This window comes from Variovorax sp. UC74_104, assembly GCF_044055375.1.
Lineage (GTDB): Bacteria > Pseudomonadota > Gammaproteobacteria > Burkholderiales > Burkholderiaceae_C > Variovorax.
On the sequence record NZ_CP171978.1, the window covers coordinates 4,295,001 to 4,317,800 of the forward strand.

Here is a 22,800-nt window from a genome sequence, read left to right on the forward strand (position 1 = left end):
ACATGAACTTCGTCAGGAACAAGACCGGATTCATCGCCCGCGGCCTGCTCGCCCTCGCCTTCGTGGCCTCGGGCGCGGCCGCCCAGGCCGCCAACGACCTGCCCGGCAAGGGCGTCACCGTGCAGCCGCTGAAGAGCTCGCTTGCGGAAGAAGCCTTCCAGACGCTGCTGGTGATGCGCGGCCTGGAGAAGCTCGGCTACAAGGTCGAGCCCATGAAGGACCTGGAGCCCGCCACCGAGCACCTGGCCATCGCCAACGGCGACGCCACCTTCATGGCCCACCACTGGAGCCTGCTGCACGCCGACTTCTACAAGAACAGCGGCGGCGACGCCAAGCTCTGGCGCAAGGGCGTGTATTCCGAAGGCGCGGTGCAGGGCTACCTGATCGACCGCAAGACGGCCGAGCAGTACGGCATCACCAACATCGCGCAGCTGAAAGACCCGGCCATCGCGAAGCTGTTCGACATCGACGGCGACGGCAAGGCCGACCTCACGGGCTGCAACCCCGGCTGGGGCTGCGAGCTCGCCATCGAGAACCACCTGACGGCCTACCAGCTGCGCGACACCGTCAGCCACCGGCAAGGCAGCTACGCCGCGCTGATGGCCGACACCATCGCGCGATTCAGGCAGGACAAGCCGGTGCTGTACTACACGTGGACGCCGTACTGGGTCAGCGCCGTGCTGCGCCCGGGCAAGGACGTGGTGTGGCTGCAGGTGCCGTTCTCGTCGTCGCAGGGCGACGGCGGCAATGTCGACACCCAGCTGCCCAACGGCAGGAACTACGGCTTCCAGGCCAACAACGAGCAGATCGTCGCCAACCGGGCCTTCGTCGAGAAGAACCCGGCCGCGGCGAAGCTGTTCGAGGTGATGAAGCTGCCGATCGGCGACATCAACGCCCAGAACCTGCGCATGAGCCAGGACGCCAACACCCAGCAGGACGTGGAGCGCCATGCCGACGGGTGGATCCGGGCGCACCGGCAGCTCTTCGACGGCTGGGTGGAGCAGGCCCGGGAAGCGGCAAGGTAAGCGGGGCAGGCGCGGCGGCTGAGATAATCGGGGGGCGTTTCCACACTCCTACAAAGCCCCCCCACCATGACGACCACGATCCAGCAGGCCGACCTGATCGAATCGATCAGCGCCGCGCTGCAGTACATCAGCTACTACCACCCCGCCGACTACATCGCCCACCTGGCCCGCGCCTACGAGCGCGAGCAGAGCCCGGCGGCCAAGGACGCCATCGCGCAGATCCTGACCAACAGCAAGATGAGCGCGACCGGCCAGCGCCCGATCTGCCAGGACACCGGCATCGTCAACGTGTTCCTCAAGGTGGGCATGGACGTGCGCTGGGGCGGCTTCACGGGCAGCCTCGACGACGCCATCAACGAAGGCGTGCGCCGCGGCTACAACCACCCCGACAACACGCTGCGCGCCTCGGTCGTGGCCGACCCGCAGTTCGACCGCAAGAACACCAAGGACAACACGCCCGCGGTGATCTTCACGGAGATCGTGCCGGGCGACAAACTCGAGGTCACCGTGGCCGCCAAGGGCGGCGGCAGCGAGAACAAGAGCAAGCTGGTCATGCTGAACCCCGGCGACAGCGTGGTCGACTGGGTGCTCAAGACAGTGCCCACCATGGGCGCCGGCTGGTGCCCGCCGGGCATGCTGGGCATCGGCATCGGCGGCACCGCCGAGAAGGCCGCCCTGATGGCCAAGGAAAGCCTGATGGACGACCTCGACATGCACGAGCTGCTGGCCAAGAAGAACTCGGGCGCCGAGCTGAGCAAGGTCGAGGCGCTGCGCGTCGAGCTGTACGAGAAGGTCAACGCGCTGGGCATCGGCGCTCAGGGCCTGGGGGGCCTGGCCACCGTGCTGGACGTCAAGATCCAGATGTATCCCACGCACGCGGCGAGCAAGCCCGTGGCGATGATCCCCAACTGTGCGGCCACGCGCCACGCGCACTTCACGATGGACGGCAGCGGCCCGGTCTACCTCGAAGCGCCCTCGCTCGACCTGTGGCCCGATGTGAACTGGGCCCCCGATGAAAAGAAGAGCAAGCGCGTCGACCTCGACAAGCTCACGCCCGCCGAAGTGGCGAGCTGGAAGCCGGGCGACACCCTGCTGCTCAACGGCAAGATGCTCACCGGCCGCGACGCCGCGCACAAGCGCATCCAGGGCATGCTGGCCAAGGGCGAGAAGCTGCCGGTCGATTTCACCAACCGCGTCATCTACTACGTCGGCCCGGTCGATCCGGTGAAGGACGAGGCCGTCGGCCCCGCCGGCCCCACCACCGCCACCCGCATGGACGGCTTCACCGAAATGATGCTGGCGCAGACCGGCCTGATCGCCATGATCGGCAAGGCCGAGCGCGGCCCGGTCGCCATCGAGGCCATCAAGAAGCACAAGAGCGCCTACCTCATGGCCGTGGGCGGCGCCGCCTACCTGGTCAGCAAGGCCATCAAGACCGCCAAGGTGGTGGGCTTCGAGGACCTGGGCATGGAAGCCATCTACGAATTCGACGTGGTCGACATGCCCGTGACGGTGGCGGTCGACGCCGGCGGCACCAGCGCGCACATCACCGGCCCGGCCGAGTGGCAGAAGCGCATCGCCACGGGCGAGTTCAAGACCATCATGATGGAAGAAGCCTGAGTTGAGCCCGGTAGGCGTCTTCGACAGCGGGGTCGGCGGCCTCAGCGTGCTGGCCGCGCTGAGGGCCGAGCTCCCGCACGAGCACTTCGTCTACTTCGCCGACACGGCCTATGCGCCCTACGGCGAACGCGGAGACGCCTACGTGATCGAGCGCTCGCGCGCGGTGGTCGAACACCTGCTGCGCGAGCACGGCATCAAGGCGCTGGTGGTGGCCTGCAACACGGCGACCACTGCCGCCATCCACCTGCTTCGTGCCGACCACCCCAGCCTGCCGATCGTGGGGCTGGAACCCGGCCTCAAGCCTGCAGTGGCTGCGAGCCGCACGGGGCACATCTCGGTGCTGGCCACGCGCGGCACGCTGGCCAGCGCGAAATACGCGACCCTGCGCGCCTCCTTCGCAGGATCGGCCGATGTCCGGCCCGTGCCCTGCGACGGGCTGGTGAAGGCCATCGAAGGTTTCGACTCGGCCGGCATCGCGGCGCTGGCCGAACGCTACATGGCCGAGGCCGGCCCTTTCGGCGATCGGCCCGGCGAGGTCGACACGGTCGTGCTCGGCTGCACCCACTATCCGCTGGTGAAGGACGAGCTGGGCAGGCATGCGCCGGCCACGCTGCGCTTCATCGACACGGGCGTGCCGGTCGCGCAGCAGACGCGGCGCCTGCTGGCATCGGCGGGCCGGCTTGCCGACAGCGGCAGCGGCGGTCTGCTGCTGCAGAGCAGCGGCGATGTCGCCGTGCTCGAGGCGGCTGCCGCGAAATGGCTCGGGCTTCCCGCCGCGGCCACGGCCTGAGCCGGACGACCGGACAACCATGCGCCTGCCGCGCCGCATCGCCTCCTGCGCCCTCTTCCTCCTGGGGTCTTTCGGCAGCCGGCCTGAGCCATGCGGCCTGCGAGAGCGGCCTTGCCGAGCGCATGCACGCCAAGCTGCATCCCAACCGCCAGCTCGACGAGCGGCTCGCTGCCTGCAAGATCTGGCCGGCCTTTCCGGGACGCAGCATCGTCGTTCTTCCGATGCCCCGCGAAACCACCGACCGCGGCGCCAAGGTGTTCGACATCGAGATCCTGCTGATCCAGCGCCCGGACAACGGCAATACCGATCGCGACACCGTGATCGGCCGCCTCATGCAGCCCGAGGCGCTCGACGAGGACGCCACCACCTCGATCCAGGACCTGCGCATCGACACCTCGCGCTACGTGCTCTCGCCCGAGGCGCGCGCCTTCGGGCTGCGCGTGCGCTATCGCGGCAGCAACGCGCCCGGCAACCCTCTGGCCAGCGAAACCATGCGGCTCTACGTGCACCACGGCAAGCAGCTGCGCCAGGTGCTGCAGGAGGTCGAGCTCGACCACGACCATGGCGGATGGGACTCCACCTGTACCGGCCACTTCGAGAAGCTGCGCACCATGGTGTCGGTCGGCAACGGCAGCAGCAACGGCTTTGACGACCTGCAGCTGTCGCGCACGCTGCTGCAGAGCCGCGCGCAGGAGCTGGAAGACCAGGGTTGCGTGGAGAAGGCGCTGCCCCCGAAGTTCAACACCGTCACGCTGCGCTACGACGGCGAACGCTACAAGGTGCCGAAGTCGCTCCAGCAGCAAGTCCCCTGACGGGAGCCTGATTCAAGGCCCGCTTTTCACCGGGCCGTCATACAGAAGTACCAGCATGCGCGGTTTGTCAAAAAGTATTGCCGCGCACGATGAACTCACTCTCCCAGGCCCGCATTCCCTTCAAGCCCATGATCCTCGCCGGCGCTCTTGCGCTCGTGCTGGGCGCCTGCGGAGGCGGCGGCGGTGGCTCCGGTTTCGGCGCGATCTTTCCGCCGGCAAGCACTGCGCCGCCTCCTGCTGCCCAGCCACCGGCGCAGCCGCCCGCCGCGCAGCCTGAGCCCGACCAGCTCGTTTCCAAGGCACGATTCACGCCCAATGCGGGCACCACCGAGGGCTCGTCCGACGCATCGACCGCCATCGCCCTGCCCGACAACTTCATGATCGTGGCGGACGACGAAGCCAACGTACTGCGCGTCTACCCGCGCGCCGGCGGCGCCGCGGTGAAGGAATGGAGCTACAAGCTCGAAGGCCCCAAGCTCGCCAAGGAACTCGACCTCGAGGCCGCCACGCGCATCGGCGACACGCTGTACCTCACCGGCTCCAACAGCAACAAGAAGGACGGCGCGGACGCCGTCTCCGACCGATCGCACCTGTTCGCCGTCAAGGTGAGCGGCACCGGCGCGGCCACCGCGTTCGACTATGTCGGCCAGTTCGCGCTGCTCGAGGCGCAGCTCATCGCCTGGGATTCCGGCAACGCGCACGGCCTCGGCGCCAATCACTTCGGCTTTGCCGTGTCGGCCGGCGCCGGCATCGCGCCTGAGCGGGTCGACGGCTTCTCCATCGAGGGCATGACCAGCTCGCCGGGCGACACCGCGCTGTGGCTCGGTTTCCGCGCGCCGCAGACGGGTGCCACCGTGCGCTCCAAGGCGCTGATCGTGCCGCTGCAGAACTACGCGGCGCTGGTCGCAGGCACCGCCACCCAGGCCGCCTTCGGTGCGCCCATCGAGCTCGAACTGGGCGGCCGCGGCATCCGCTCGATCGACAAGGGCACCGATGGCAACTACCTGATCGTCGCCGGCCCTGCAGGCCCCGCGAGCCCGGACGTGGAGCGAAACTTCGCGCTCTTCGCATGGAACGGCAATCCCGGCAGCGCACCGGTCGAGCTGTCGAACGACCTCGATTCGCTGTCGAAGAAAACCGGCGGCAGCTTCGAGTCCGTCGTGGAGGTGCCCGGCCCCGTGAAGGCCGGTACGGAGGTCCAGCTGCTGCTGGACAACGGCGATACCAAGTGGGACGGCAAGACCGCCTCGAAGGACCTGCCGCCCGCCGACCAGAAATTCGACGGCTTCGTGGTGCGTCTGGGTTCGCCCCTGGTCGATACCACTGCGCCGAAGCTGAAGAAGGCATCGCTGGCGGGCCTCGTGGGCGTGAACCTCGATGCATCGCTCACGCTGACGTTCAACGAAGCCGTGCGCCTGGGCTCGGGCAGCATCGTGCTGCACAAGGCCGACGGCAGCGTGGTCGAGACCTTCGATGCCAGCAGCCCCGCCGCACGCCTGCAGGTGGCCTTCAACAAGCTGAAGCTGGTGCCGACCGCACCGCTGGCGGCGAGCAGCGGCTACTACGTCACCATCGACGGCAACGCGATCACCGACCCCACCGGCAACGCCTTTGCCGGCATCGGCGACGCGACGACGCTGAGCTTCACCACCACCGCCGGCGCCACCACGCTCGCCACCGGCGACCTGCTCTTCATGGCCGCCAACGCCGAGGCGCCCGACGCCTACGCTTTCGTGCTCCTGAAGGCGGTGAACGGCGGCACGAAGGTGCTGTTCACCGACCGCGACCGCAAGTCCGGCACCAACGAGTTCACGGGCATCACCAACGAGACGGCCTTCTTCTGGACCGCCGACCAGAACCTGCCGGCAGGCACCATCGTGACGATCCAGACCGACGTCACGGGCAATCCGATCGCGGACAAGGGCTTCACGCTCGGGTCGCCGGGCGGCATCGGCAAGTCGGAAACCGTCTATGCGATTGCAGGCGGCACCATCGCCGGACTGGGCGACGGCGTGGCGGGGCAGATCACCGCCGTCGGCGACTACCTCGCGACCATCACCCTCGGTGGCACCGCGGGCACCATTCCCGACGCCGTCACGACCGCCGGCACCGCCTTCAGCTTCACAGTGAGTCCCGCCAACCAGACCAGCGCGATCTACACCGGCTCGCTCGACCGCTCCGACCTGGCCGCCTTCGCGGCGCGTGTGAAGAACCCGGCGAACTGGACCGTGCGCTATGCGCCAGAAGTGGGCTGGCCGCTGACCAACGACAGCCTGTTCGGCGACAGGCTGCCCTGATCGAAGCCTGATCAGGCGCGCAGCGCGGCTTGCCGGCCGCGCTGCATGTCGATCGGCAGCAGCAGCAACAGCCCCGCCACGAAGAGCACGGCCGTCGAGAGGATCGCGATGCGCTGGTTGCCGCCGGTCATCCAGGTGATGGCGCCGAAGCTCAGCGGGCCGACGATGCTCGCCAGCCGCGTCGCGAAGGTCCACAGGCCGAAGAACTCGGCGAGTTGCTGCGGCGGTGCCAGGTAGCCCGTCATGGCGCGGCCGGCCGACTGGCTCGAACCCATCGAGAGTCCCGCGATGGCCGCGGCCCACCAGAAACCGCCTTTGGTGGTGACCATCGCGGCGATCACGCAGACCGCTATCCACGCGGCCAGCGTACCGGCCAGCGAAACCTTGTGGCCGACGCGGTCCTGCACGTAGCCGAAGCCGAAGGCACCCAGCGCCGCCGCGATGTTGAGCACGAAGATCAGCACCATCGTCTCGCTCGCCACGAAGCCGATCACCTGTTCCGCATAGATGGCCGCGAGCGTGATGGCCACCGCCACGCCGCCCTGGTAGCAGACGGTGCATGCCAGCAGCCACATGAAGTCGCGATATGCCCGCGCCTGCCGGTAGGTTGCGCGCAGCTGCTGCCAGGCGCCGAGCCCGGTATCGGCGGCCCTGGGCTGTGCGCGCTCGGGCAGCAAGGCGAAGGTGGCGCATGCGGCCAATCCGTAGATGGCGGCCGTGATCAGCATCGTGACCGGCACGAAGTGCGCCGCCGGCAGGCCCTTGGATTGAGACCACAGCACGTAGGCCAGGCAGATGCCCAGCGCGAGCATGCCGCCGACGTAGCCGAAGGCCCAGCCCCATCCGCTCACCTTGCCCATTCCCTCGGCCGTCGCGAGCTCAGGCAGGAAGGCGCCGGTGAGCGACTCGCCGTACGAGTAGAAGGCGTTGGAAACGACGATCAGCGCCATCGCCAGCGCCACGCCGGCAGCGCCGGAGAAGCTGGGGGTGATGGCAAGCGCCGCCGTTGCGAAGACGCAGCCGATGGTCGCCAGCATGAGCACGCGTTTCTTGGCCGCGCGCAGGTCGGCCCATGCGCCGATGGCGGGCATCGTGAGCATCACGATGGCGTACGAGGTGCTGAGCGCCGCGGTCCACGCAAAGGCGGCCCATGGAGCGCCCTTGGCGATACCGCCCACGAAGTAGGCGGCGAACACAGCGGTGATGACGACCGTGGTGTAGCCCGAGTTGGCGAAGTCGTACATCGCCCAGCCGAACACCTCGCGCTTGCGCACGCCCGGTCTCAGCGCCGAGGCGGGGAACAGGGCCATGCGAGGGCCTGTGGCTTGTTGTGGCGCGTCTTCGCGGGGTGCCGCGGAATCAGTGCAGGTGGCGCGGACGGCGGCCGCCGCCATGCCCGCCGCCACTGCCTCCGCTGCCCGAACCGCCGGTGCCGCGCGGGCGCTTGCCGATCTCGAGCGAATTCACGAGCGCATCGAAACGGTCGCTGAAGAGGCGATCGATCTCGGCGACCACGCCACCCAGTTCGGAGCCGTCGAAGTGGCGCTCCATGAGGTTGACCACGTCTTCCACCAGCAAGTCGCGCTGCACCTGCATGATCGCGGCCGGGTTGGGGCCGACGAACAGCATCACGAAGTCGTCGCGCGATTCTTCCTCGGGGTCGCCCTCTTCCTCGTCGAAGTCGGTGTCGTAGAAAGTGACCTCGATGGCGGCTCCACGCTCTGAGAGTTCGTTCAGGCCCATGCACATCTCGTCGAGCGCCTGGCGGAAGTCCTCGTCGCCGGCCACGGTCCAGCACATCTGGAGCATGTGGTCCTTCTGCTCGAAACGGATGCCGGGTTCTTCCTCGTAGCTGCTGGTGGCGCCGTCGGCCAGCGATTTGGCACCGGCGTATTTCCACAGCGGCTTGAGCGCCTCCTGGATCTGCTCGAAGGTCGCGTCCGCACGCAGCGGCACGTCGCCGTGCACATGAATTTCAAATGGAGCGTTGTAGCGAGGCATCTAATGCTCCCTTGTAAGAGTGGTACCCGGAACGGGGGTCGAACCCGTATGCCCCGATTAAGGAAGCGGCGGATTTTAAGTCCGATGTGTCTACCAATTTCACCATCCGGGCGTCAGGTTGGACATCGACGATAACCCAAATAAAACAAGCCCCGGCAACGTCGGTTGGCGGGGCTTGGCGTTCGGGGTCGAATCAGTTTGAACCGAGAGAGTGGAGGCGCGATCCGGAGTCGAACCGGACTAGACGGATTTGCAATCCGTTGCATAACCGCTTTGCTATCGCGCCACGCAGAAATACGAAATCGAACTAGCGAAAAAAAGGGAAGCTGGAGCTTCCCTTTTTCAAAACTGGAGCGGGAAAAGAGTCTCGAACTCTCGACCTCAACCTTGGCAAGGTTGCGCTCTACCAACTGAGCTATTCCCGCGTTTCGAGCCTTGAAGTATATACCAATTTTTCAAGGTCCCGCAACTTTTGCGACCGTTCGATCAGTGCTTGACCGAGCCTTCGGAGGCCGGTGCCGGCGTGCGCTGCTTGGCCAGTTCGGCCATCGCAGCAGCGGACGCAGCGACCTCTTCGTCGGACAGCGGCTCGGGCTGCTTCTTCGAGAGCGATCTCGAGAACCTTGTCGATCCACTTCACCGGCACGATCTCGAGGCCGTTCTTCACGTTCTCGGGGATCTCCTGCAGGTCCTTGGCGTTCTCTTCCGGGATCAGCACGGTCTTGATGCCGCCGCGCAGCGCGGCCAGCAGCTTTTCCTTCAGGCCGCCGATGGCGGTGACCTCGCCTCGCAGCGTGATCTCGCCGGTCATCGCGACGTCGCCGCGCACCGGAATGCCCGTGAGCGCCGACACGAAGGCCGTCGTCATCGCAGCGCCCGCGCTCGGGCCGTCCTTCGGCGTGGCGCCGTCGGGCACGTGGATGTGGATGTCGCGCTTCTCGAACATCTCGTCCTTGATGCCGAGCCGGCGCGAGCGGCTGCGCACCACGGTGCGCGCGGCCTCGACAGACTCCTTCATCACGTCGCCCAGCGAACCGGTGCGGCTGATCACGCCCTTGCCGGGCATGGTCACGGCCTCGATCGTCAGCAGGTCGCCGCCGACTTCGGTCCACGCGAGGCCGACCACCTGGCCGACCTGGTTCTGCTTCTCCGCGAGTCCGAAGGTGTACTTGCGCACGCCGAGGAACTCGTTGAGGTTCGCGCCGTCGACGGTGACCTTGGGCGTGAGCTGCTTGAGCAGCAGGCCCTTCACCACCTTGCGGCAGATCTTGGACAGTTCGCGCTCGAGCGAACGGACGCCCGCTTCACGCGTGTAGTAGCGCACGATGTCGCGCACGGCCTCTTCGGTGACGAACAGTTCGTCGTCCTTCACGCCGTTGTTCTTCATCTGCTTGGGCAGCAGGTACTTGATCGCGATGTTGGTCTTCTCGTCCTCGGTGTAGCCCGAGAGGCGGATGACTTCCATGCGGTCCAGCAGCGCCGGCGGGATGTTCATCGAATTCGAGGTGGCGACGAACATCACGTCGCTCAGGTCGAAGTCGACTTCCACGTAGTGGTCGCCGAAGGTGTGGTTCTGCTCGGGGTCGAGCACCTCCAGCAGCGCGCTCGACGGGTCGCCACGGAAGTCGGTGCCCAGCTTGTCGATTTCGTCCAGCAGGAACAGCGGATTGCGCGTGCCGATCTTGCTCAGGCCCTGCAGCACCTTGCCCGGCAGCGCGCCGATGTAGGTGCGGCGGTGGCCGCGGATCTCGGCTTCGTCGCGCATGCCGCCCAGCGCCATGCGGGTGTACTTGCGGCCGGTCGCCTTGGCGATCGACTGCCCCAGCGAGGTCTTGCCCACGCCCGGAGGTCCCACGAGGCACAGGATCGGCGCCTTGACCTTGTCCACGCGCTGCTGCACCGCGAGATATTCGAGGATGCGGTCCTTGACCTTCTCCAGGCCGTAGTGGTCGGCGTTGAGCACCGCCTCGGCGTTGGCGAGGTCGTGCTTGATCTTGGTCTTCTTGCTCCACGGCAGGCCGATCAGCACGTCGATGTAGTTGCGCACCACGGTGGCCTCGGCCGACATGGGCGACATGAGCTTGAGCTTCTTGAGCTCGCCCTCGGCCTTCTTCAGGCCTTCCTTGGACATCTTCGCGAGCTTGATCTTCTTCTCGATCTCCTCGATGTCCGCGCCCTCTTCGCCCTCGCCGAGCTCCTTCTGGATGGCCTTGACCTGCTCGTTGAGGTAGAAGTCGCGCTGGTTCTTCTCCATCTGGCGCTTCACGCGCCCACGGATCTTCTTGTCGACGTTCAGTATGTCGACTTCGCGCTCGAGCTGGCCGAACAGGTTCTCCAGGCGAGCCTTGACGTCGTCGAGGTCCAGCACGGCCTGCTTGTTGTCGAGCTTGAGCGGCAGGTGGGCGGCGATGGTGTCGGCCAGGCGGCCCGGATCGTCGATGCTCGAGATCGAGGTGAGGATCTCGGGCGGGATCTTCTTGTTCAGCTTGACGTACTGGTCGAACTGCTGCATCACCGCGCGGCGCAGCGCCTCGACCTCGGTGCCCTTCTCGCCGCCTTCGGGCGCCTCGACGGGCGTCACGTTGGCCGAGAAGTGGGTCTCGCCGTCATCGATGCGGTTCACGCGGGCGCGCTGCTGGCCTTCGACCAGCACCTTCACCGTGCCGTCGGGCAGCTTGAGCATCTGCAGGATGGTCGAGACGCAGCCGACCTCGAACATGTCCTCGACCGAGGGCTCGTCCTTGGCGGCGGCCTTCTGGGCCACCAGCATGATGCGGCGCTCCGCCTCCATGGCGAGTTCGAGCGCCTTGATGCTCTTGGGGCGCCCCACGAACAGCGGGATCACCATGTGTGGAAACACCACGACGTCGCGCAGCGGCAGCAGCGGCAGGTCGAGGGCTTCGGGAGGCAGAGGGGTATGGCCAGACATGCAGATCCTTCGCGTCTTTGGCTTTAAGCCTTTTCGCCGCTTCGCGGTACACGAGCAGCGGGGGCTTGTTTTCGTCGATGGTCGATTCCTCGACCACCACCTTGTCGACATTGGTCGCGTTCGGCAATTCGAACATGGTGTCGATCAGTGACTGTTCAAGGATCGAACGCAAACCGCGCGCACCGGTCTTTCGTGCCAGCGCCTTGCGGGCGATCGCCTTGAGCGCCGCGGGGCGGATCTCGAGGTCCACGCCCTCCATCTGCAGCAGCTTGGTGAACTGCTTCACCACCGCGTTCTTGGGCTCGGTGAGGATCTGGACCAGCGCGTCCTCGCTGAGCTCCGCGAGTGAGGCGACCACGGGCATGCGGCCCACCAGCTCGGGGATCAGGCCGAACTTGATCAGGTCTTCGGGCTCGACTTCGCGGAACACCTCGGTGAGGCTGCGCTGCTGCTTGCTCTTGACCGAAGCGCCGAAGCCAATGCCCGAGGCTTCGGTGCGGTTTTCGATGACCTTCTCCAGGCCCGCGAACGCGCCGCCGCAGATGAAAAGGATGTTGGTCGTGTCGATCTGCAGGAAGTCCTGGTTCGGATGCTTGCGCCCGCCCTGCGGCGGCACGCTGGCCATGGTGCCTTCGATGAGCTTCAGCAGCGCCTGCTGCACGCCCTCGCCCGACACGTCGCGCGTGATCGAGGGGTTGTCGGACTTGCGCGAGATCTTGTCGATCTCGTCGATGTAGACGATGCCGCGCTGGGCGCGCTCGACCTCGTAGTTGCAGCTCTGCAGCAGCTTCTGGATGATGTTCTCGACGTCTTCACCCACGTAGCCGGCTTCAGTCAGCGTGGTGGCGTCGGCCATCACGAAGGGCACGTCGAGCATGCGCGCCAGCGTCTGCGCCAGCAGCGTCTTGCCCGAGCCGGTGGGGCCGATCAGCAGGATGTTGCTCTTGCTGAGCTCCACGTCGTCGCCCTTGGCCTTTTCCTTGTGGCGCAGGCGCTTGTAGTGGTTGTAGACGGCCACCGACAGCATGCGCTTGGCCGGCTCCTGGCCGATCACGTAGTTGTCGAGGTTGGCCTTGATCTCCAGCGGCGTGGGCAGGTCGTTGCGCGCCTCGCGCGCTTCCTCACCCGCCGGGAGTTCGTCGCGGATGATCTCGTTGCAAAGGTCGATGCACTCGTCGCAGATGAAGACCGAAGGGCCCGCGATCAGCTTCTTGACCTCGTGCTGGCTCTTGCCGCAGAACGAGCAATAAAGCGTTTTTTCGCTGGAGGAGCCTTTTTTATCGGCCATGGACATTTGCCTCGTTACAGGGTAGGGACAATGATAACTAAACAAAAACGGCGTTTCCCGTGTGGAAAACGCCGTTTTTTGCCATTTGGCGCCCTCGGCGCCGGCGTTCAACCGCGCTTGGCGACGACCTGGTCCACCAGGCCGTAGTCCTTGGCCTCGTCGGCCGTGAGGAAATAGTCGCGTTCGGTGTCGGCCTTGACCTTTTCCAGCGGCTGGCCGGTGCGTTCGGCCAGGATGCGGTTCATCTGGTCCTTCGTACGCAGGATGTCCCGGGCGTGGATCTCGATGTCGGTCGCCTGGCCGCGTGCGCCGCCGAGCACTTGGTGGATCATGATCTTCGAGTTGGGCAGCGAGAAGCGCTTGCCCTTCTCGCCGGCTGCCAGCAGGAAGGCGCCCATGCTGGCCGCGAAGCCCAGGCACATGGTCGACACGTCGGGCTTGATGAACTGCATGGTGTCGTAGATGGCCATGCCGGCGCTCACGCTGCCGCCCGGGGAGTTGATGTAGAAGGAAATGTCCTTGTCCGGGTTCTCGCTCTCGAGGAACAGCAGCTGGGCCACCACGAGGTTGGCGGTCTGGTCGTTGACCTCGCCCACCAGGAAGATGATGCGCTCCTTGAGGAGACGCGAATAGATGTCATACGACCGCTCGCCGCGGCCGGATTGCTCGATGACCATCGGGATCATGCCGAGGGCCTGGATATCCTGTGCGCTCATGTATTTGCTCTCCGGGAAATGGAATCGTTCGCTGTTTCTGAACTGTACGCCTGAGTGAAATGGGGCTCGTGCCGCAAAGCACAAGCCCCATTGGCGTTGCGGGCGAGACGGAGATCAGCCCTGCTGCTGAGCCATCAGTTCGTCGAACGACACCGACTTTTCGTTGACCTTGGCCTTGCTCAGCACGAAATCGGTCACGTTGTTCTCGATGACGACGGCTTCGACTTCCGCCAGGCGGTTGTTGTCGCTGAAGTACCAGCGCACCACGTCGGCCGGCTTCTCGTAGCTGGCGGCCAGCTCGTCGATGTGGGCCTTGATCTGCTCGGGCTTGGCCTGCAGGTTGTTGGCACGCACCAGTTCGGCGACCACCAGGCCCAGGCGCACGCGGCGCTCGGCTTGCGGGCGGAACACTTCGTCGGGGATCGGAGCCTTGTCGGCGTCCTTGATGCCGCGCTGCTTCAGCTCGGCGCGGGCGCCTTCGACCATGCGGTTGACTTCCGACTGCACGCTGGCGTTGGGCAGGTCGAGCTCGGCGTTGGCCACCAGGGCGTCCATCACGGCGTTCTTGTTGCGGGCCAGCAGGCGGAACTTCACTTCTCGCTCGAGGTTGCGCTTGATGTCGGCGCGCAGGCCTTCGACCGTGGCTTCGGCGATGCCGAGCGACTTGGCGAGCTGCTCGTTGACTTCGGGCAGGTGCGAGGCTTCGATCTTCTTCACGGTGACGAGGAAGTCGGCCTGCTTGCCGGCCACGTCCTTGCCGTGGTAGTCGGCCGGGAACGACAGCGGGAAGGTGCGGCTGTCGCCGGCCTTCATGCCGCGCACGGCGTCTTCGAATTCCTTGAGCATCTGGCCTTCGCCGACGACGAACTGGAAGTCTTCGGCCTTGCCGCCCTGGAAGGGCTCGCCGTCGATCTTGCCTTCGAAGTCGACGGTCACGCGGTCGCTGTCCTGGGCCACGGCGTCTTGCGCGCGCTGGGCGAAGGTGCGGCGCTGCTTGCGCAGGATGTCCAGGGTCTTGTCGATGGCGTCATCGCCGACTTCGGCCGACAGCTTCTCGACTTCGGCGCCCGACAGGTCGTTGATCTTGACGTCGGGGAACACTTCGAAGACCGCGTCGAAGGCCAGTTCGCCTTCAGGCGCGTCTTCCTTCTCGGTGATGCGGGGCTGGCCGGCGACGCGCAGCTTGGCTTCGTTCGCGGCTTGCGAGAAGGCCTCGCCGACCTTGTCGTTCATGACTTCGTAGTGCACCGAGTAGCCATAGCGCTGGGCCACGACGTTCATCGGCACCTTGCCGGGACGGAAGCCGTCCATCTTGACGGTGCGCGCGAGCTTCTTGAGGCGCGAATCGACTTCGGACTGGATGGTGCCGACCGGCAGGGTCAGCGTGATCTTGCGTTCGAGCTTCTCGAGAGTTTCAACGGTCACGGTCATGATGTCTTCCTGGTAAGGGGCTGGTGCGCGGGGCCTGCATCTTTTTATCAATACAGATCAAGGACTTACACGCGCTCGCGGGATTTATGCGGAGGCACGTGCGTGCCGCCTGCAAAACTGGGCAACCGATGATTCTAATCGGCTGGAAGCGCCCGTTCTGAGCGGGCCAAGGACCGATGGCGATGGAGATCGCACAACATGTCCGATCCGGCACCGAATTCGCCTTTACAGTGGCTGCGATTCGACATTTCCCCGAGAAACGAATGCCCATGCTCTTCCAGCGACTGCTCGCCTCCCTCGCCTTCACCGTGGCCCTCGCGTTCGGCATGCTTGCGCCCGCGCTGGCCAAGACCGCCACGCCGGCTGCAGCGGCGGCGAAGGAGCCAACCATCCAGCAGATCTACGAAGCTGCGAGCAACGGAAAGATGGCCGATGCCGACGCGATGATCGCGAAGGTGCTGAAGAACCATCCGAAGAGCGCGAAGGCCCGCTATGTGCACGCCGAGCTTCTCGCGATGAAGGGCGAGCTCGACGATGCCCGCGACGAACTGGCCCTGGCCAAGGAGCTCTCGCCGGGACTCAAGTTCGCGAAGGCCGAATCGGTCGCCAAGCTCGAGCGCAAGCTGGAGAAACCGGTCGAGACCAAACCCGAGCCACCGCCCGTACCCAGCCCGGCTGCAGCATTGGCGTCCGGCAAGACGGATACGGGCTCATCGTCCGGCCCGATCCCCTGGGGGCCGATCGGCATCGTGGCGCTGTTCGTCGTCGCCTATGTGGTCTTCCAGCAGCGCCGCCGCGCCACCACCTTCGAGGCGCCTGTCCCCGCCGGGAGCGGAACCAGGTTCTCCAGGCCCACGAGCGATTCGTCGATGGGCTACGGCAGGACGGACGACTACAGGGACTACGGCTCCGCACCTCCCGCACCCAGCCAGGGGCCCGGCATCGGCGGCGCGCTGGCCGCGGGTGCGGCAGCGGGCGTGGGCGCGGTTGTCGCGGGCGAGTTGCTGCGCCACATGATGAACGACCGCTCCGACGAGCACCGGGGCAGTACGGTCAACATCTTCAACACCCACCGCGGCCACGACAGCGGCAACGACAGGATGGGCAGCAGCCTGTGGCCCACGTCCGACCCGGAGCCGGAGCGCCAGGTCGACCGCAGCTTCGTCGACAACGACTTCGGCATCAGCGACACGAGCTCGTGGGACGACTCGAGCAGTAGCAGCAGCTCCGACAGCGGAAGCAGCGACAGCAGCAGCAGCAGCAGCAGTAGCGACTGGTAAGCCGGGGAAAAGGGAAAGAGAAAAAGCCCCGCTCCTTGCGGAACGGGGCTTTCAGTCTGCTCGATAGAACGGGCTACGTGCAGGGCTGGTGCGCGGGGCCGGACTCGAACCGGCACGTTCTTGCGAACGTCAGGACCTAAACCTGGTGCGTCTACCAATTTCGCCACCCGCGCGATGCCAATCTTTTTTCAGGTGAATGCAAAAGCGGACGGGCTTTTCGCACCACGGATTCCCGTGGGCCAAAGACCATCCGCTTGAAATCGGTCAGCCAGCGATTTTAGACGCTAATTGGCAGCGTTTCCGGCTCGCGCTTCACACGGAATGCAGCGGCGTACATCGCGGGCAGCGCGAGCAGGGTCAACACCGTTGCCACGATCAGCCCGCCCATGATGGCAACGGCCATCGGCCCCCAGAACACGCTGCGCGACAGCGGGATCATCGCCAGCACCGCTGCGGCCGCCGTCAGCACGATCGGCCGCAGGCGGCGCACCGCGGATTCGACGATCGCATCCCACGCCGGCACGCCCGCCGCGCGGTCGAGTTCGATCTGGTCGATCAGGATCACCGCGTTGCGCTGGATCATGCCCATCAGCGCGATCACGCCCAGCAGCGCGACGAAGCCGAAGGGCCGGTTCAGCACCAGCAGCGCGCCGGCCACGCCGGCGATGCCCATCGGACCGGTGATGAACACCAGCAACGAACGGCTGAAGCTGTGCAGTTGCAGCATCAGCAGCGTGAACACCAGGAACAGCATGATCGGCACGCCCGCCACGATGGAGGCCGAACCCTTGCTGCTTTCCTCCACCGCGCCCGCCACTTCGATGCGATAGGCGCCCTGCCCGGCCGCGACCCAGCCGGCCTCGAGCTCGCGCAGCTTGGGCAGCAGCTGCGCGGTCACGGTGGCGCCCTGCAGGCCCTCGATCACGTCGCCCTGCACGGTAATGGCGTAGTCGCGGTTCTCGCGCCACATCACGCCCGGCTCCCAGGTGAACACCGGCTTGGCGATCTGCGTGAGCGGGATCGAGCGGCCCGAGGTCGTCGGGATGTAGGCGTTGCCGATGTCCGAGATGGCCTGGCGCTCGTCGGGCGCCTGGCGCAGCACGATGTCGATCAGCAGGTCGTTCTCGCGGTACTGGCCCACGGTCGTGCCGCTGAACATGGTCTTGGAAGCCTGCGCGATGGCCTGGCTGGTCACGCCCAGCGCGCGCGCCTTGGCCTGGTCGATCTCGAGGCGGATCACCTTCACCGACTCGTTCCAGTTGTCGTTCACGCCGCGCATGTTGGCGTTGTCGCGCAGCACCGCCTTCACCTCGTCGGCGTGGCCGCGCAGCAGCGCCGGGTCGGGCCCGATCACGCGGAACTGCACCGGGTACGGCACCGGCGGGCCGTTGGGCAGCAGCTTCACGCGGCCGCGTACCTCGGGGAATTCCTGCGCCAGCACCTGCGGCAGCTTGATGCGCAGGGTCTCGCGCACCTTGAGGTCCTTGGCCAGCACGATCAGCTGCGACACGTTGGTCTGCGGGAACACCTGGTCCAGCGGCAGGTAGAAGCGCGGCACGCCCGAGCCGATCCAGGTGCTGACGGTGCTCACGCCGGCCTCCTGCATGAGGCGCTTCTCGACGCGCTTGGCCACTTCCTCGTTCGCGGCGAACGAGGTGCCTTCGGGGAACCAGATGTCGACCAGGATCTCCGGCCGGCTCGAATCCGGGAAGAACTGCTGCTGCACCTTGCCCATGCCGAAGATGCCCAGTGCGAAGATCAGCACCGTGGCGCCAATGGTCATCCAGCGGTGCTGCACGCACCAGTTCACCGAGCGGCGGAAGGCGTTGTAGAACGGCGTGTCGAAGAGTTCGTGCGGCGGCGCGTTGGGGTCGTGCGGCTTCACCTTGAGCAGCAGCGTGCCCAGGTAGGGCACGAAGTACACCGAGACGATCCACGACAGCACCAGCGCGATCACCGTCACCGCGAAGATCGCGAAGGTGTACTCGCCAGTCACCGACTTGGCGATGCCGATCGGCAGGAAGCCCGCAGCGGTGATGAGCGTGCCCGTGAGCATCGGCTTGGCCGTCACGTCGTAGGCGAAGGTGGCGGCGCGGACCTTGTCGTAGCCCTCTTCCATCTTCCGCACCATCATCTCGACCGCGATGATGGCGTCGTCCACCAGCAGGCCCAGCGCAATGATGAGCGAGCCCAGCGATATCTTGTGCAGCCCGATGCCGAAGTAATTCATGGCCAGGAAGGTCACGGCCAGCACCAGCGGGATGGTGATGGCCACCACCAGCCCCGGGCGCATGTCGATGTACCAGCCGAAGCGCCCGCCCTTGTGCAGGCCCAGCGAGATGATGCTCACGGCCAGCACGATGGCCACGGCCTCGATCAGCACGCCCACGAATTCGTTGACCGAACTCGCCACCGCCACCGGCTGGTCCTGCACCTGCGCCAGCTTCACGCCGGCCGGCAGGCGCTGCTCGATGGTCGCCGTGGTGGCCTTCAGCGCCTTGCCCAGCGCGATGATGTCGCCGCCCTTGGCCATCGACACGCCCAGGCCGATCACTTCCTTGCCCTGGTGGTGCATCTTGACCGAGGGCGGATCGACGTAGCCGCGATGGATGTCGGCGATGTCGCCGAGCTTGAGCTGGTTGCCCGAGCTGCCGCGAATGGGCATCTCGCGTAGCTGGTCGACGCTGGTGAACTGGCCCGCGACGCGCACCTGCACCACGTCCAGCGGCGACTGGATCGTGCCCGCGCTCTCGATCGCGTTCTGCGAGCCGAGCTGCGAGAGCACCGCGTTGAAGTCGAGCCCCAGCTGCGCCAGGCGCTTCTGCGAGATCTCGATGTAGACCTTCTCGTCCTGCACGCCGAACTGGTCGACCTTGGCCACGTCCTTCACGCGCAGCAGCTGCTGGCGCACGTCGTCGGCCAGGGTCTTGAGCTCGGCATAGCTGAAGCCTTCGCTCTCCAGCGCATAGATCACGCCGTAGACGTCGCCGAAGTCGTCATTGAAGAACGGCCCCTGCACGCCGGCGGGCAAGGTGGCGCGCATGTCGCCGATCTTCTTGCGCACCGTGTACCAGACGTTCGCCACCTCGGTGGACTTCGACGAGTCCTTGATGTTGAAGATGATCTGCGACTCGCCGGGCTTCGAATAGCTGCGGATCTTGTCGGCGTAGGGCGCCTCCTGCAGCGTGCGTTCGAGCTTGTCGGTGACCTGCTCGGCCACCTGCTGCGCGGTGGCGCCGGGCCAATAGGTGCGCACCACCATCGCGCGGAAGGTGAAGGGCGGGTCTTCGTCCTGCCCGAGCTGGAAGTACGCGAACGCGCCCAGCACCATCAGCACCACCATCAGGTAGCGCGTGAGGGGCGCGTGGTCCAGCGCCCATTTGGAGAGATTGAAGCCCGAGGGCTTGTCGTTGGGGTTCGCTGCGCCGCCGCTCATTTGGCGGCACCCGCTGCGATCTCCTTGTTCGTCGCCGCGACGGCCGTGACGGGCTGCGCCGACTCCTTGCCGACATTGGCGGCGGCCGCGGCCGCCTCCTTGGACTGGTAGATGGTGACCTTCTGCCCCGGCGACAGCACGTGCACGCCAGCGGCCACGACCATCATGCCGGGCGAGACGCCGCCCACGATCACGGCTTCGTTGCCGTCGGCAGTGGCCACCTGCACGGGCTGCGAGCGCACCGTCATCGTCGACTTGTCGAGCACCCACACGGAAGTGCCCTTGCCTTCCTGGCGCAGCGCGCTGGTCGGAAGCTTCATCACAGGAGCGCTGGAATGCGCCAGGGCCTGCGGACGGGCGTAGACCGTGGCGCCCAGAGGCGGCGCCGTGGCCGCGTCGATGGAAACCTTGACCGAGTAGGTGCGCGTGACCGCGTCGGCGCTCGCCGCCACCTCGCGCACCTGGCCCTGCAGCTCGTTGCCGCCGGACCAGCCGCGCACCGTGACGGGCGATCCGGTCTTGATCAGCGTGGCGCGGTCTTCGGGCACCGCGAACACCACGTCGCGCGCGCCGTCCTGCGCGATGCGCACGACCGGCGTGCCGGCCTGCACCACCTGGCCGGGCTCGGCCTCGATGGCGGTGACGATGCCGGCCACGTCGGCCACCAGCGTCGTGTAGTTGGCCTGGTTGCCCTGCGAGGCGAGTTGCGCCTGCGCCTGCTCGAGCTGGGCCTGCGCGGCCTTCCAGGTGGTTTCGCGTCGCTCGAGTTCGGCGCCGCTGATGAAGTTCTGGGCCCGCAGCTCGGTGTAGCGCTTGAGGTCGGCGGCGGCCAGGTCGCGATTGGTCAGCGCGGCGGCCTGCTGGGCGCGTGCCGCTTCGGCGGCGAGACGATAGTCCTGCGGATCGAGCTGGGCCAGCACCTGGCCGGCCTGCACGTGCTGGCCGAGCTCGGCCTGGCGCTTGGTGATCTTGCCGCCGACGCGGAAGCCCAGTCGCGACTCGACGCGGGCTCGCACCTCGGCCGAGAACTCGGGCTGGGCGTCGAATTCGCTCGCCCCCACGGTCACGAACTTGACCGCCCGGACCGGGTCTTCAGCCGCGGGTTTGGGTGAGCAGCCAGCCAGAAAAATGGCGGGAAGCAGCAGCCAGGCGGCGCTGCGGAGGCGGGACGGGAAGACGGCGGAAGCGGTCATGAGACACCCTGGAAAGGACGAACCGGATCATTACTGACCCACTGGTTAGTAATCTAGGGTAAACGTGAACCGGTGTCAATGACCCGCCGGTCACTAGGGCCTGCCAGCCGCCGAATCTTCTAGGTTCGCTGGCCCATCTCCACGAGCCGGTTGTCGGGCAGCTCGAAATAGTCCGAGGCCCGCCCCGCATTGCGCTGCAACCAGCCGAAGAGCGCGCGCCGGATCGGGTTCATGCCCGGCAGGTTCTCCTCGCCCACCGAGGCCCGGGAGACGAAGTACGACGTCTTCATCGAGTCGATCGCCAGCGTCTTCTGGTAGGCCAGGATGCGGATGAATTCCGGCACGTCCGGCCGCTCCATGAAGCCGTGGCGCGCCGTGACCATCCAGATGCCCTCCATCAGCTGCTCGGCCTCGATGCGGATGCGCGCGTCGACGCGCGGCGTGTCGCAAGGCAGCACGCGCAGCACGATCACCTGCTCGTGCAGCACCTGGTTGTGCTTGAGGTTGTGCAGCAGCGCATGCGGCACCGCCGTGGCGTCGGGGTTCAGGAACACGGCCGTGCCGCTGACGCGGTGCGGCATGTGCTGCGCCAGCGACTCGACAAAGGGCCGCAGCGGCAGGCTCTCCGCCGCAGCCGCCTCCAGCCCCAGCCGGCGCCCCTTCGACCAGGTGGTGAAGAGCACCATCACCACGGCCGCTACGGCCAGCGTGAGCCAGCCGCCCTCGGCCACCTTCAGGCTGTTGGCGATCACGAAAGTCAGGTCGACCACCGCGAAAGCCGCCACGCCGATCACCACCGCCACCTTGTTCCAGCGCCACAGCCCCCAGGCCACGATGCCGGCCAGCAGCGTGGTCGTCACCATCGTGATCGACACCGCGATGCCGTACGCCGCCGACAGCGCCCCCGAGCTCCTGAAGCCCAGCACCAGCAGCAGCACTCCCACCATCAGCAGCCAGTTGACCGCCGGCACGTAGATCTGCCCGATGGCCGTGCCGGATGTCTGGATGACCCGCATGCGCGGCAGGTAGCCCATGCGCATGGCGTGCGCCGTGAGCGAGAAGGCGCCCGAAATCACCGCCTGCGAGGCGATCACCGTCGCCATTGCCGCCAGCACCACCATCGGCAGCACGCCCCACGAAGGAAAGAGCCGGAAGAACGGGTTGTCGATGGCGGCCGGGTTCGCCAGCACCAGCGCGCCCTGCCCGAAGTAGTTCAGCACCAGCCCCGGCAACGCGATGAAGATCCATGCAAGGCGGATCGGCCTGGCGCCGAAATGCCCCATGTCGGCGTACAGCGCCTCGCCGCCCGTGAAGGCCAGGAACACCGCGCCCAGCACCGCCAGCGACTGCGCCCGGTGCTCGATCAGGAAGCCGAAGGCGCGGCGCGGATCGAGTGCCGCCAGCACCTGCGGCTGCTGCAGCACCTGCCACGCGCCGGCCACCGCCAGCACGATGAACCACAGCAGCATGACCGGCCCGAATATCTTGCCCACCGTGCCGGTGCCCTTCTTCTGCACCATGAAGAGCGCGACCAGGATCACCACCGTGGTCGGGATCACCGCGCGCTGCAGCACGGGCGCCTGCACCTCCAGCCCCTCGACCGCCGACAGCACCGAAATGGCCGGCGTGATGAGGCTGTCGCCATAGAACATGGCCGCCCCCACCAGGCCCAGCATGCCGATGGCGCTCCACACCCAGGGCTTCGTCTTCGGTCCCGCTACGGCGCTTCGCGCCAAGGCCTGCAGCGCCAGGATGCCGCCCTCGCCGTCGTGGTCGGCACGCAGCACGAACACCACGTACTTCAGCGTGACCACGAACATCAGTCCCCAGAAGATCAGCGAGAGCAGCCCCAGCACCGAATCGGGCGTGAACGGCACGCCGTGCTCGGGGTTCATCGTTTCCTTGAAGGCGTAGAGCGGCGAGGTGCCGATATCGCCGAACACGACGCCCAGCGCCGCGACCATGAGCGCCGGGCCCGTCGG

At 66.5% G+C, this 22,800-nt stretch carries 13 protein-coding genes, 4 tRNA genes and 2 pseudogenes; 6 read left to right on the top strand and 13 right to left on the bottom strand.

Annotation, left to right across the window (positions count from 1 at the left end):
• The first annotated feature begins 2 nt into the window (after nucleotides 1-2).
• The 5 genes from proX to ACHMXA_RS20200 all read left to right on the top strand — a co-directional run bounded on the left by proX (nucleotide 3) and on the right by ACHMXA_RS20200 (nucleotide 6,544).
• Nucleotides 3-1,025: a glycine betaine/L-proline ABC transporter substrate-binding protein ProX gene (gene proX / locus ACHMXA_RS20180; protein WP_176666619.1), complete on the top strand. Its 1,023-nt coding sequence runs from the start codon at nucleotides 3-5 to the stop codon at nucleotides 1,023-1,025.
• A 66-nt stretch (nucleotides 1,026-1,091) separates the two neighbouring features.
• Nucleotides 1,092-2,645 (top strand): fumarate hydratase, encoded by a 1,554-nt coding sequence (locus tag ACHMXA_RS20185; RefSeq protein WP_093306281.1) that lies wholly within the window; start codon nucleotides 1,092-1,094, stop codon nucleotides 2,643-2,645.
• A gap of 1 nt (nucleotide 2,646) precedes the next feature.
• On the top strand, nucleotides 2,647-3,435 hold the full coding sequence (murI, locus tag ACHMXA_RS20190) for a glutamate racemase (RefSeq protein WP_176666620.1): 789 nt from the start codon (nucleotides 2,647-2,649) through the stop codon (nucleotides 3,433-3,435).
• Nucleotides 3,402-4,247 carry a hypothetical protein gene (locus tag ACHMXA_RS20195; protein WP_395316279.1) on the top strand — a complete coding sequence of 282 codons (846 nt, stop codon included), beginning with the start codon at nucleotides 3,402-3,404 and terminating at the stop codon, nucleotides 4,245-4,247. Before murI ends, ACHMXA_RS20195 begins: the two co-directional genes overlap by 34 nt.
• Before the next feature lie 89 nt (nucleotides 4,248-4,336).
• Nucleotides 4,337-6,544, top strand: coding sequence for an Ig-like domain-containing protein (locus tag ACHMXA_RS20200; RefSeq protein WP_176666622.1), 2,208 nt, complete (start codon nucleotides 4,337-4,339; stop codon nucleotides 6,542-6,544).
• Nucleotides 6,545-6,555: 11 nt separating this feature from the next.
• On the opposite strand, the gene ACHMXA_RS20205 is transcribed toward ACHMXA_RS20200, so the two are convergent.
• The 9 genes and pseudogenes from ACHMXA_RS20205 to tig form a co-directional block, all read right to left on the bottom strand.
• Complete coding sequence (locus ACHMXA_RS20205) at nucleotides 6,556-7,854, bottom strand: MFS transporter (RefSeq protein ID WP_176666623.1); 1,299 nt, start codon at nucleotides 7,852-7,854, stop codon at nucleotides 6,556-6,558.
• Between the two features lie 49 nt (nucleotides 7,855-7,903).
• Nucleotides 7,904-8,545, bottom strand: a complete 642-nt coding sequence (locus tag ACHMXA_RS20210) for a DUF6806 family protein (RefSeq protein WP_176666624.1) — start codon at nucleotides 8,543-8,545, stop codon at nucleotides 7,904-7,906.
• A gap of 20 nt (nucleotides 8,546-8,565) precedes the next feature.
• Nucleotides 8,566-8,657: transfer RNA gene (locus ACHMXA_RS20215), tRNA-Leu, on the bottom strand.
• Nucleotides 8,658-8,757: 100 nt separating this feature from the next.
• Nucleotides 8,758-8,831, bottom strand: a tRNA-Cys gene (locus tag ACHMXA_RS20220).
• A gap of 63 nt (nucleotides 8,832-8,894) precedes the next feature.
• Nucleotides 8,895-8,970, bottom strand: a tRNA-Gly gene (locus ACHMXA_RS20225).
• A 61-nt stretch (nucleotides 8,971-9,031) separates the two neighbouring features.
• A pseudogene (lon, locus tag ACHMXA_RS20230) lies at nucleotides 9,032-11,474 on the bottom strand (endopeptidase La).
• A gap of 28 nt (nucleotides 11,475-11,502) precedes the next feature.
• Nucleotides 11,503-12,762: pseudogene (gene clpX, locus ACHMXA_RS20235) on the bottom strand (ATP-dependent Clp protease ATP-binding subunit ClpX); the annotation flags it as partial.
• A gap of 107 nt (nucleotides 12,763-12,869) precedes the next feature.
• The gene (gene clpP, locus ACHMXA_RS20240) at nucleotides 12,870-13,478 is read right to left on the bottom strand and encodes an ATP-dependent Clp endopeptidase proteolytic subunit ClpP (protein WP_176666627.1); all 609 of its coding nucleotides are present in this window, start codon (nucleotides 13,476-13,478) and stop codon (nucleotides 12,870-12,872) included.
• A 114-nt stretch (nucleotides 13,479-13,592) separates the two neighbouring features.
• Nucleotides 13,593-14,909, bottom strand: a complete 1,317-nt coding sequence (tig, locus tag ACHMXA_RS20245; RefSeq protein ID WP_176666628.1) for a trigger factor — start codon at nucleotides 14,907-14,909, stop codon at nucleotides 13,593-13,595.
• 263 nt (nucleotides 14,910-15,172) lie between these two features.
• On the opposite strand from tig, the gene ACHMXA_RS20250 reads away from it, so the two are divergent.
• Nucleotides 15,173-16,189, top strand: a complete 1,017-nt coding sequence (locus ACHMXA_RS20250; protein ID WP_176666629.1) for a tetratricopeptide repeat protein — start codon at nucleotides 15,173-15,175, stop codon at nucleotides 16,187-16,189.
• An 86-nt stretch (nucleotides 16,190-16,275) separates the two neighbouring features.
• Here the strand turns inward: ACHMXA_RS20250 and ACHMXA_RS20255 are convergent.
• The 4 genes from ACHMXA_RS20255 to ACHMXA_RS20270 form a co-directional block, all read right to left on the bottom strand.
• Nucleotides 16,276-16,362 (bottom strand) — tRNA-Leu (locus tag ACHMXA_RS20255).
• Nucleotides 16,363-16,466: 104 nt separating this feature from the next.
• Nucleotides 16,467-19,625, bottom strand: coding sequence for an efflux RND transporter permease subunit (locus tag ACHMXA_RS20260; RefSeq protein ID WP_176666630.1), 3,159 nt, complete (start codon nucleotides 19,623-19,625; stop codon nucleotides 16,467-16,469).
• Nucleotides 19,622-20,818 carry an efflux RND transporter periplasmic adaptor subunit gene (locus ACHMXA_RS20265; RefSeq protein WP_176666631.1) on the bottom strand — a complete coding sequence of 399 codons (1,197 nt, stop codon included), beginning with the start codon at nucleotides 20,816-20,818 and terminating at the stop codon, nucleotides 19,622-19,624. Before ACHMXA_RS20265 ends, ACHMXA_RS20260 begins: the two co-directional genes overlap by 4 nt.
• 119 nt (nucleotides 20,819-20,937) lie before the next feature.
• Nucleotides 20,938-22,782 (bottom strand): potassium transporter Kup, encoded by a 1,845-nt coding sequence (locus tag ACHMXA_RS20270; RefSeq protein WP_176666934.1) that lies wholly within the window; start codon nucleotides 22,780-22,782, stop codon nucleotides 20,938-20,940.
• Nucleotides 22,783-22,800: the final 18 nt, after the last annotated feature.

What these genes read in the sequence shown, in the direction of transcription:
- ACHMXA_RS20200 (WP_176666622.1), top strand. Translation starts at nt 4,337, where the DNA reads ATGAACTCACTCTCCCAGGCCCGCATTCCCTTCAAGCCCATGATCCTC.
- ACHMXA_RS20270 (WP_176666934.1), bottom strand. Translation starts at nt 22,782, where the DNA reads ATGGTCGCGGCGCTGGGCGTCGTGTTCGGCGATATCGGCACCTCGCCG.
- ACHMXA_RS20260 (WP_176666630.1), bottom strand. Translation starts at nt 19,625, where the DNA reads ATGAGCGGCGGCGCAGCGAACCCCAACGACAAGCCCTCGGGCTTCAAT.
- clpP (WP_176666627.1), bottom strand. Translation starts at nt 13,478, where the DNA reads ATGAGCGCACAGGATATCCAGGCCCTCGGCATGATCCCGATGGTCATC.
- proX (WP_176666619.1), top strand. Translation starts at nt 3, where the DNA reads ATGAACTTCGTCAGGAACAAGACCGGATTCATCGCCCGCGGCCTGCTC.
- tig (WP_176666628.1), bottom strand. Translation starts at nt 14,909, where the DNA reads ATGACCGTGACCGTTGAAACTCTCGAGAAGCTCGAACGCAAGATCACG.
- ACHMXA_RS20185 (WP_093306281.1), top strand. Translation starts at nt 1,092, where the DNA reads ATGACGACCACGATCCAGCAGGCCGACCTGATCGAATCGATCAGCGCC.
- ACHMXA_RS20250 (WP_176666629.1), top strand. Translation starts at nt 15,173, where the DNA reads ATGCCCATGCTCTTCCAGCGACTGCTCGCCTCCCTCGCCTTCACCGTG.
- ACHMXA_RS20265 (WP_176666631.1), bottom strand. Translation starts at nt 20,818, where the DNA reads ATGACCGCTTCCGCCGTCTTCCCGTCCCGCCTCCGCAGCGCCGCCTGG.
- ACHMXA_RS20210 (WP_176666624.1), bottom strand. Translation starts at nt 8,545, where the DNA reads ATGCCTCGCTACAACGCTCCATTTGAAATTCATGTGCACGGCGACGTG.
- ACHMXA_RS20205 (WP_176666623.1), bottom strand. Translation starts at nt 7,854, where the DNA reads ATGGCCCTGTTCCCCGCCTCGGCGCTGAGACCGGGCGTGCGCAAGCGC.
- ACHMXA_RS20195 (WP_395316279.1), top strand. Translation starts at nt 3,402, where the DNA reads ATGGCTCGGGCTTCCCGCCGCGGCCACGGCCTGAGCCGGACGACCGGA.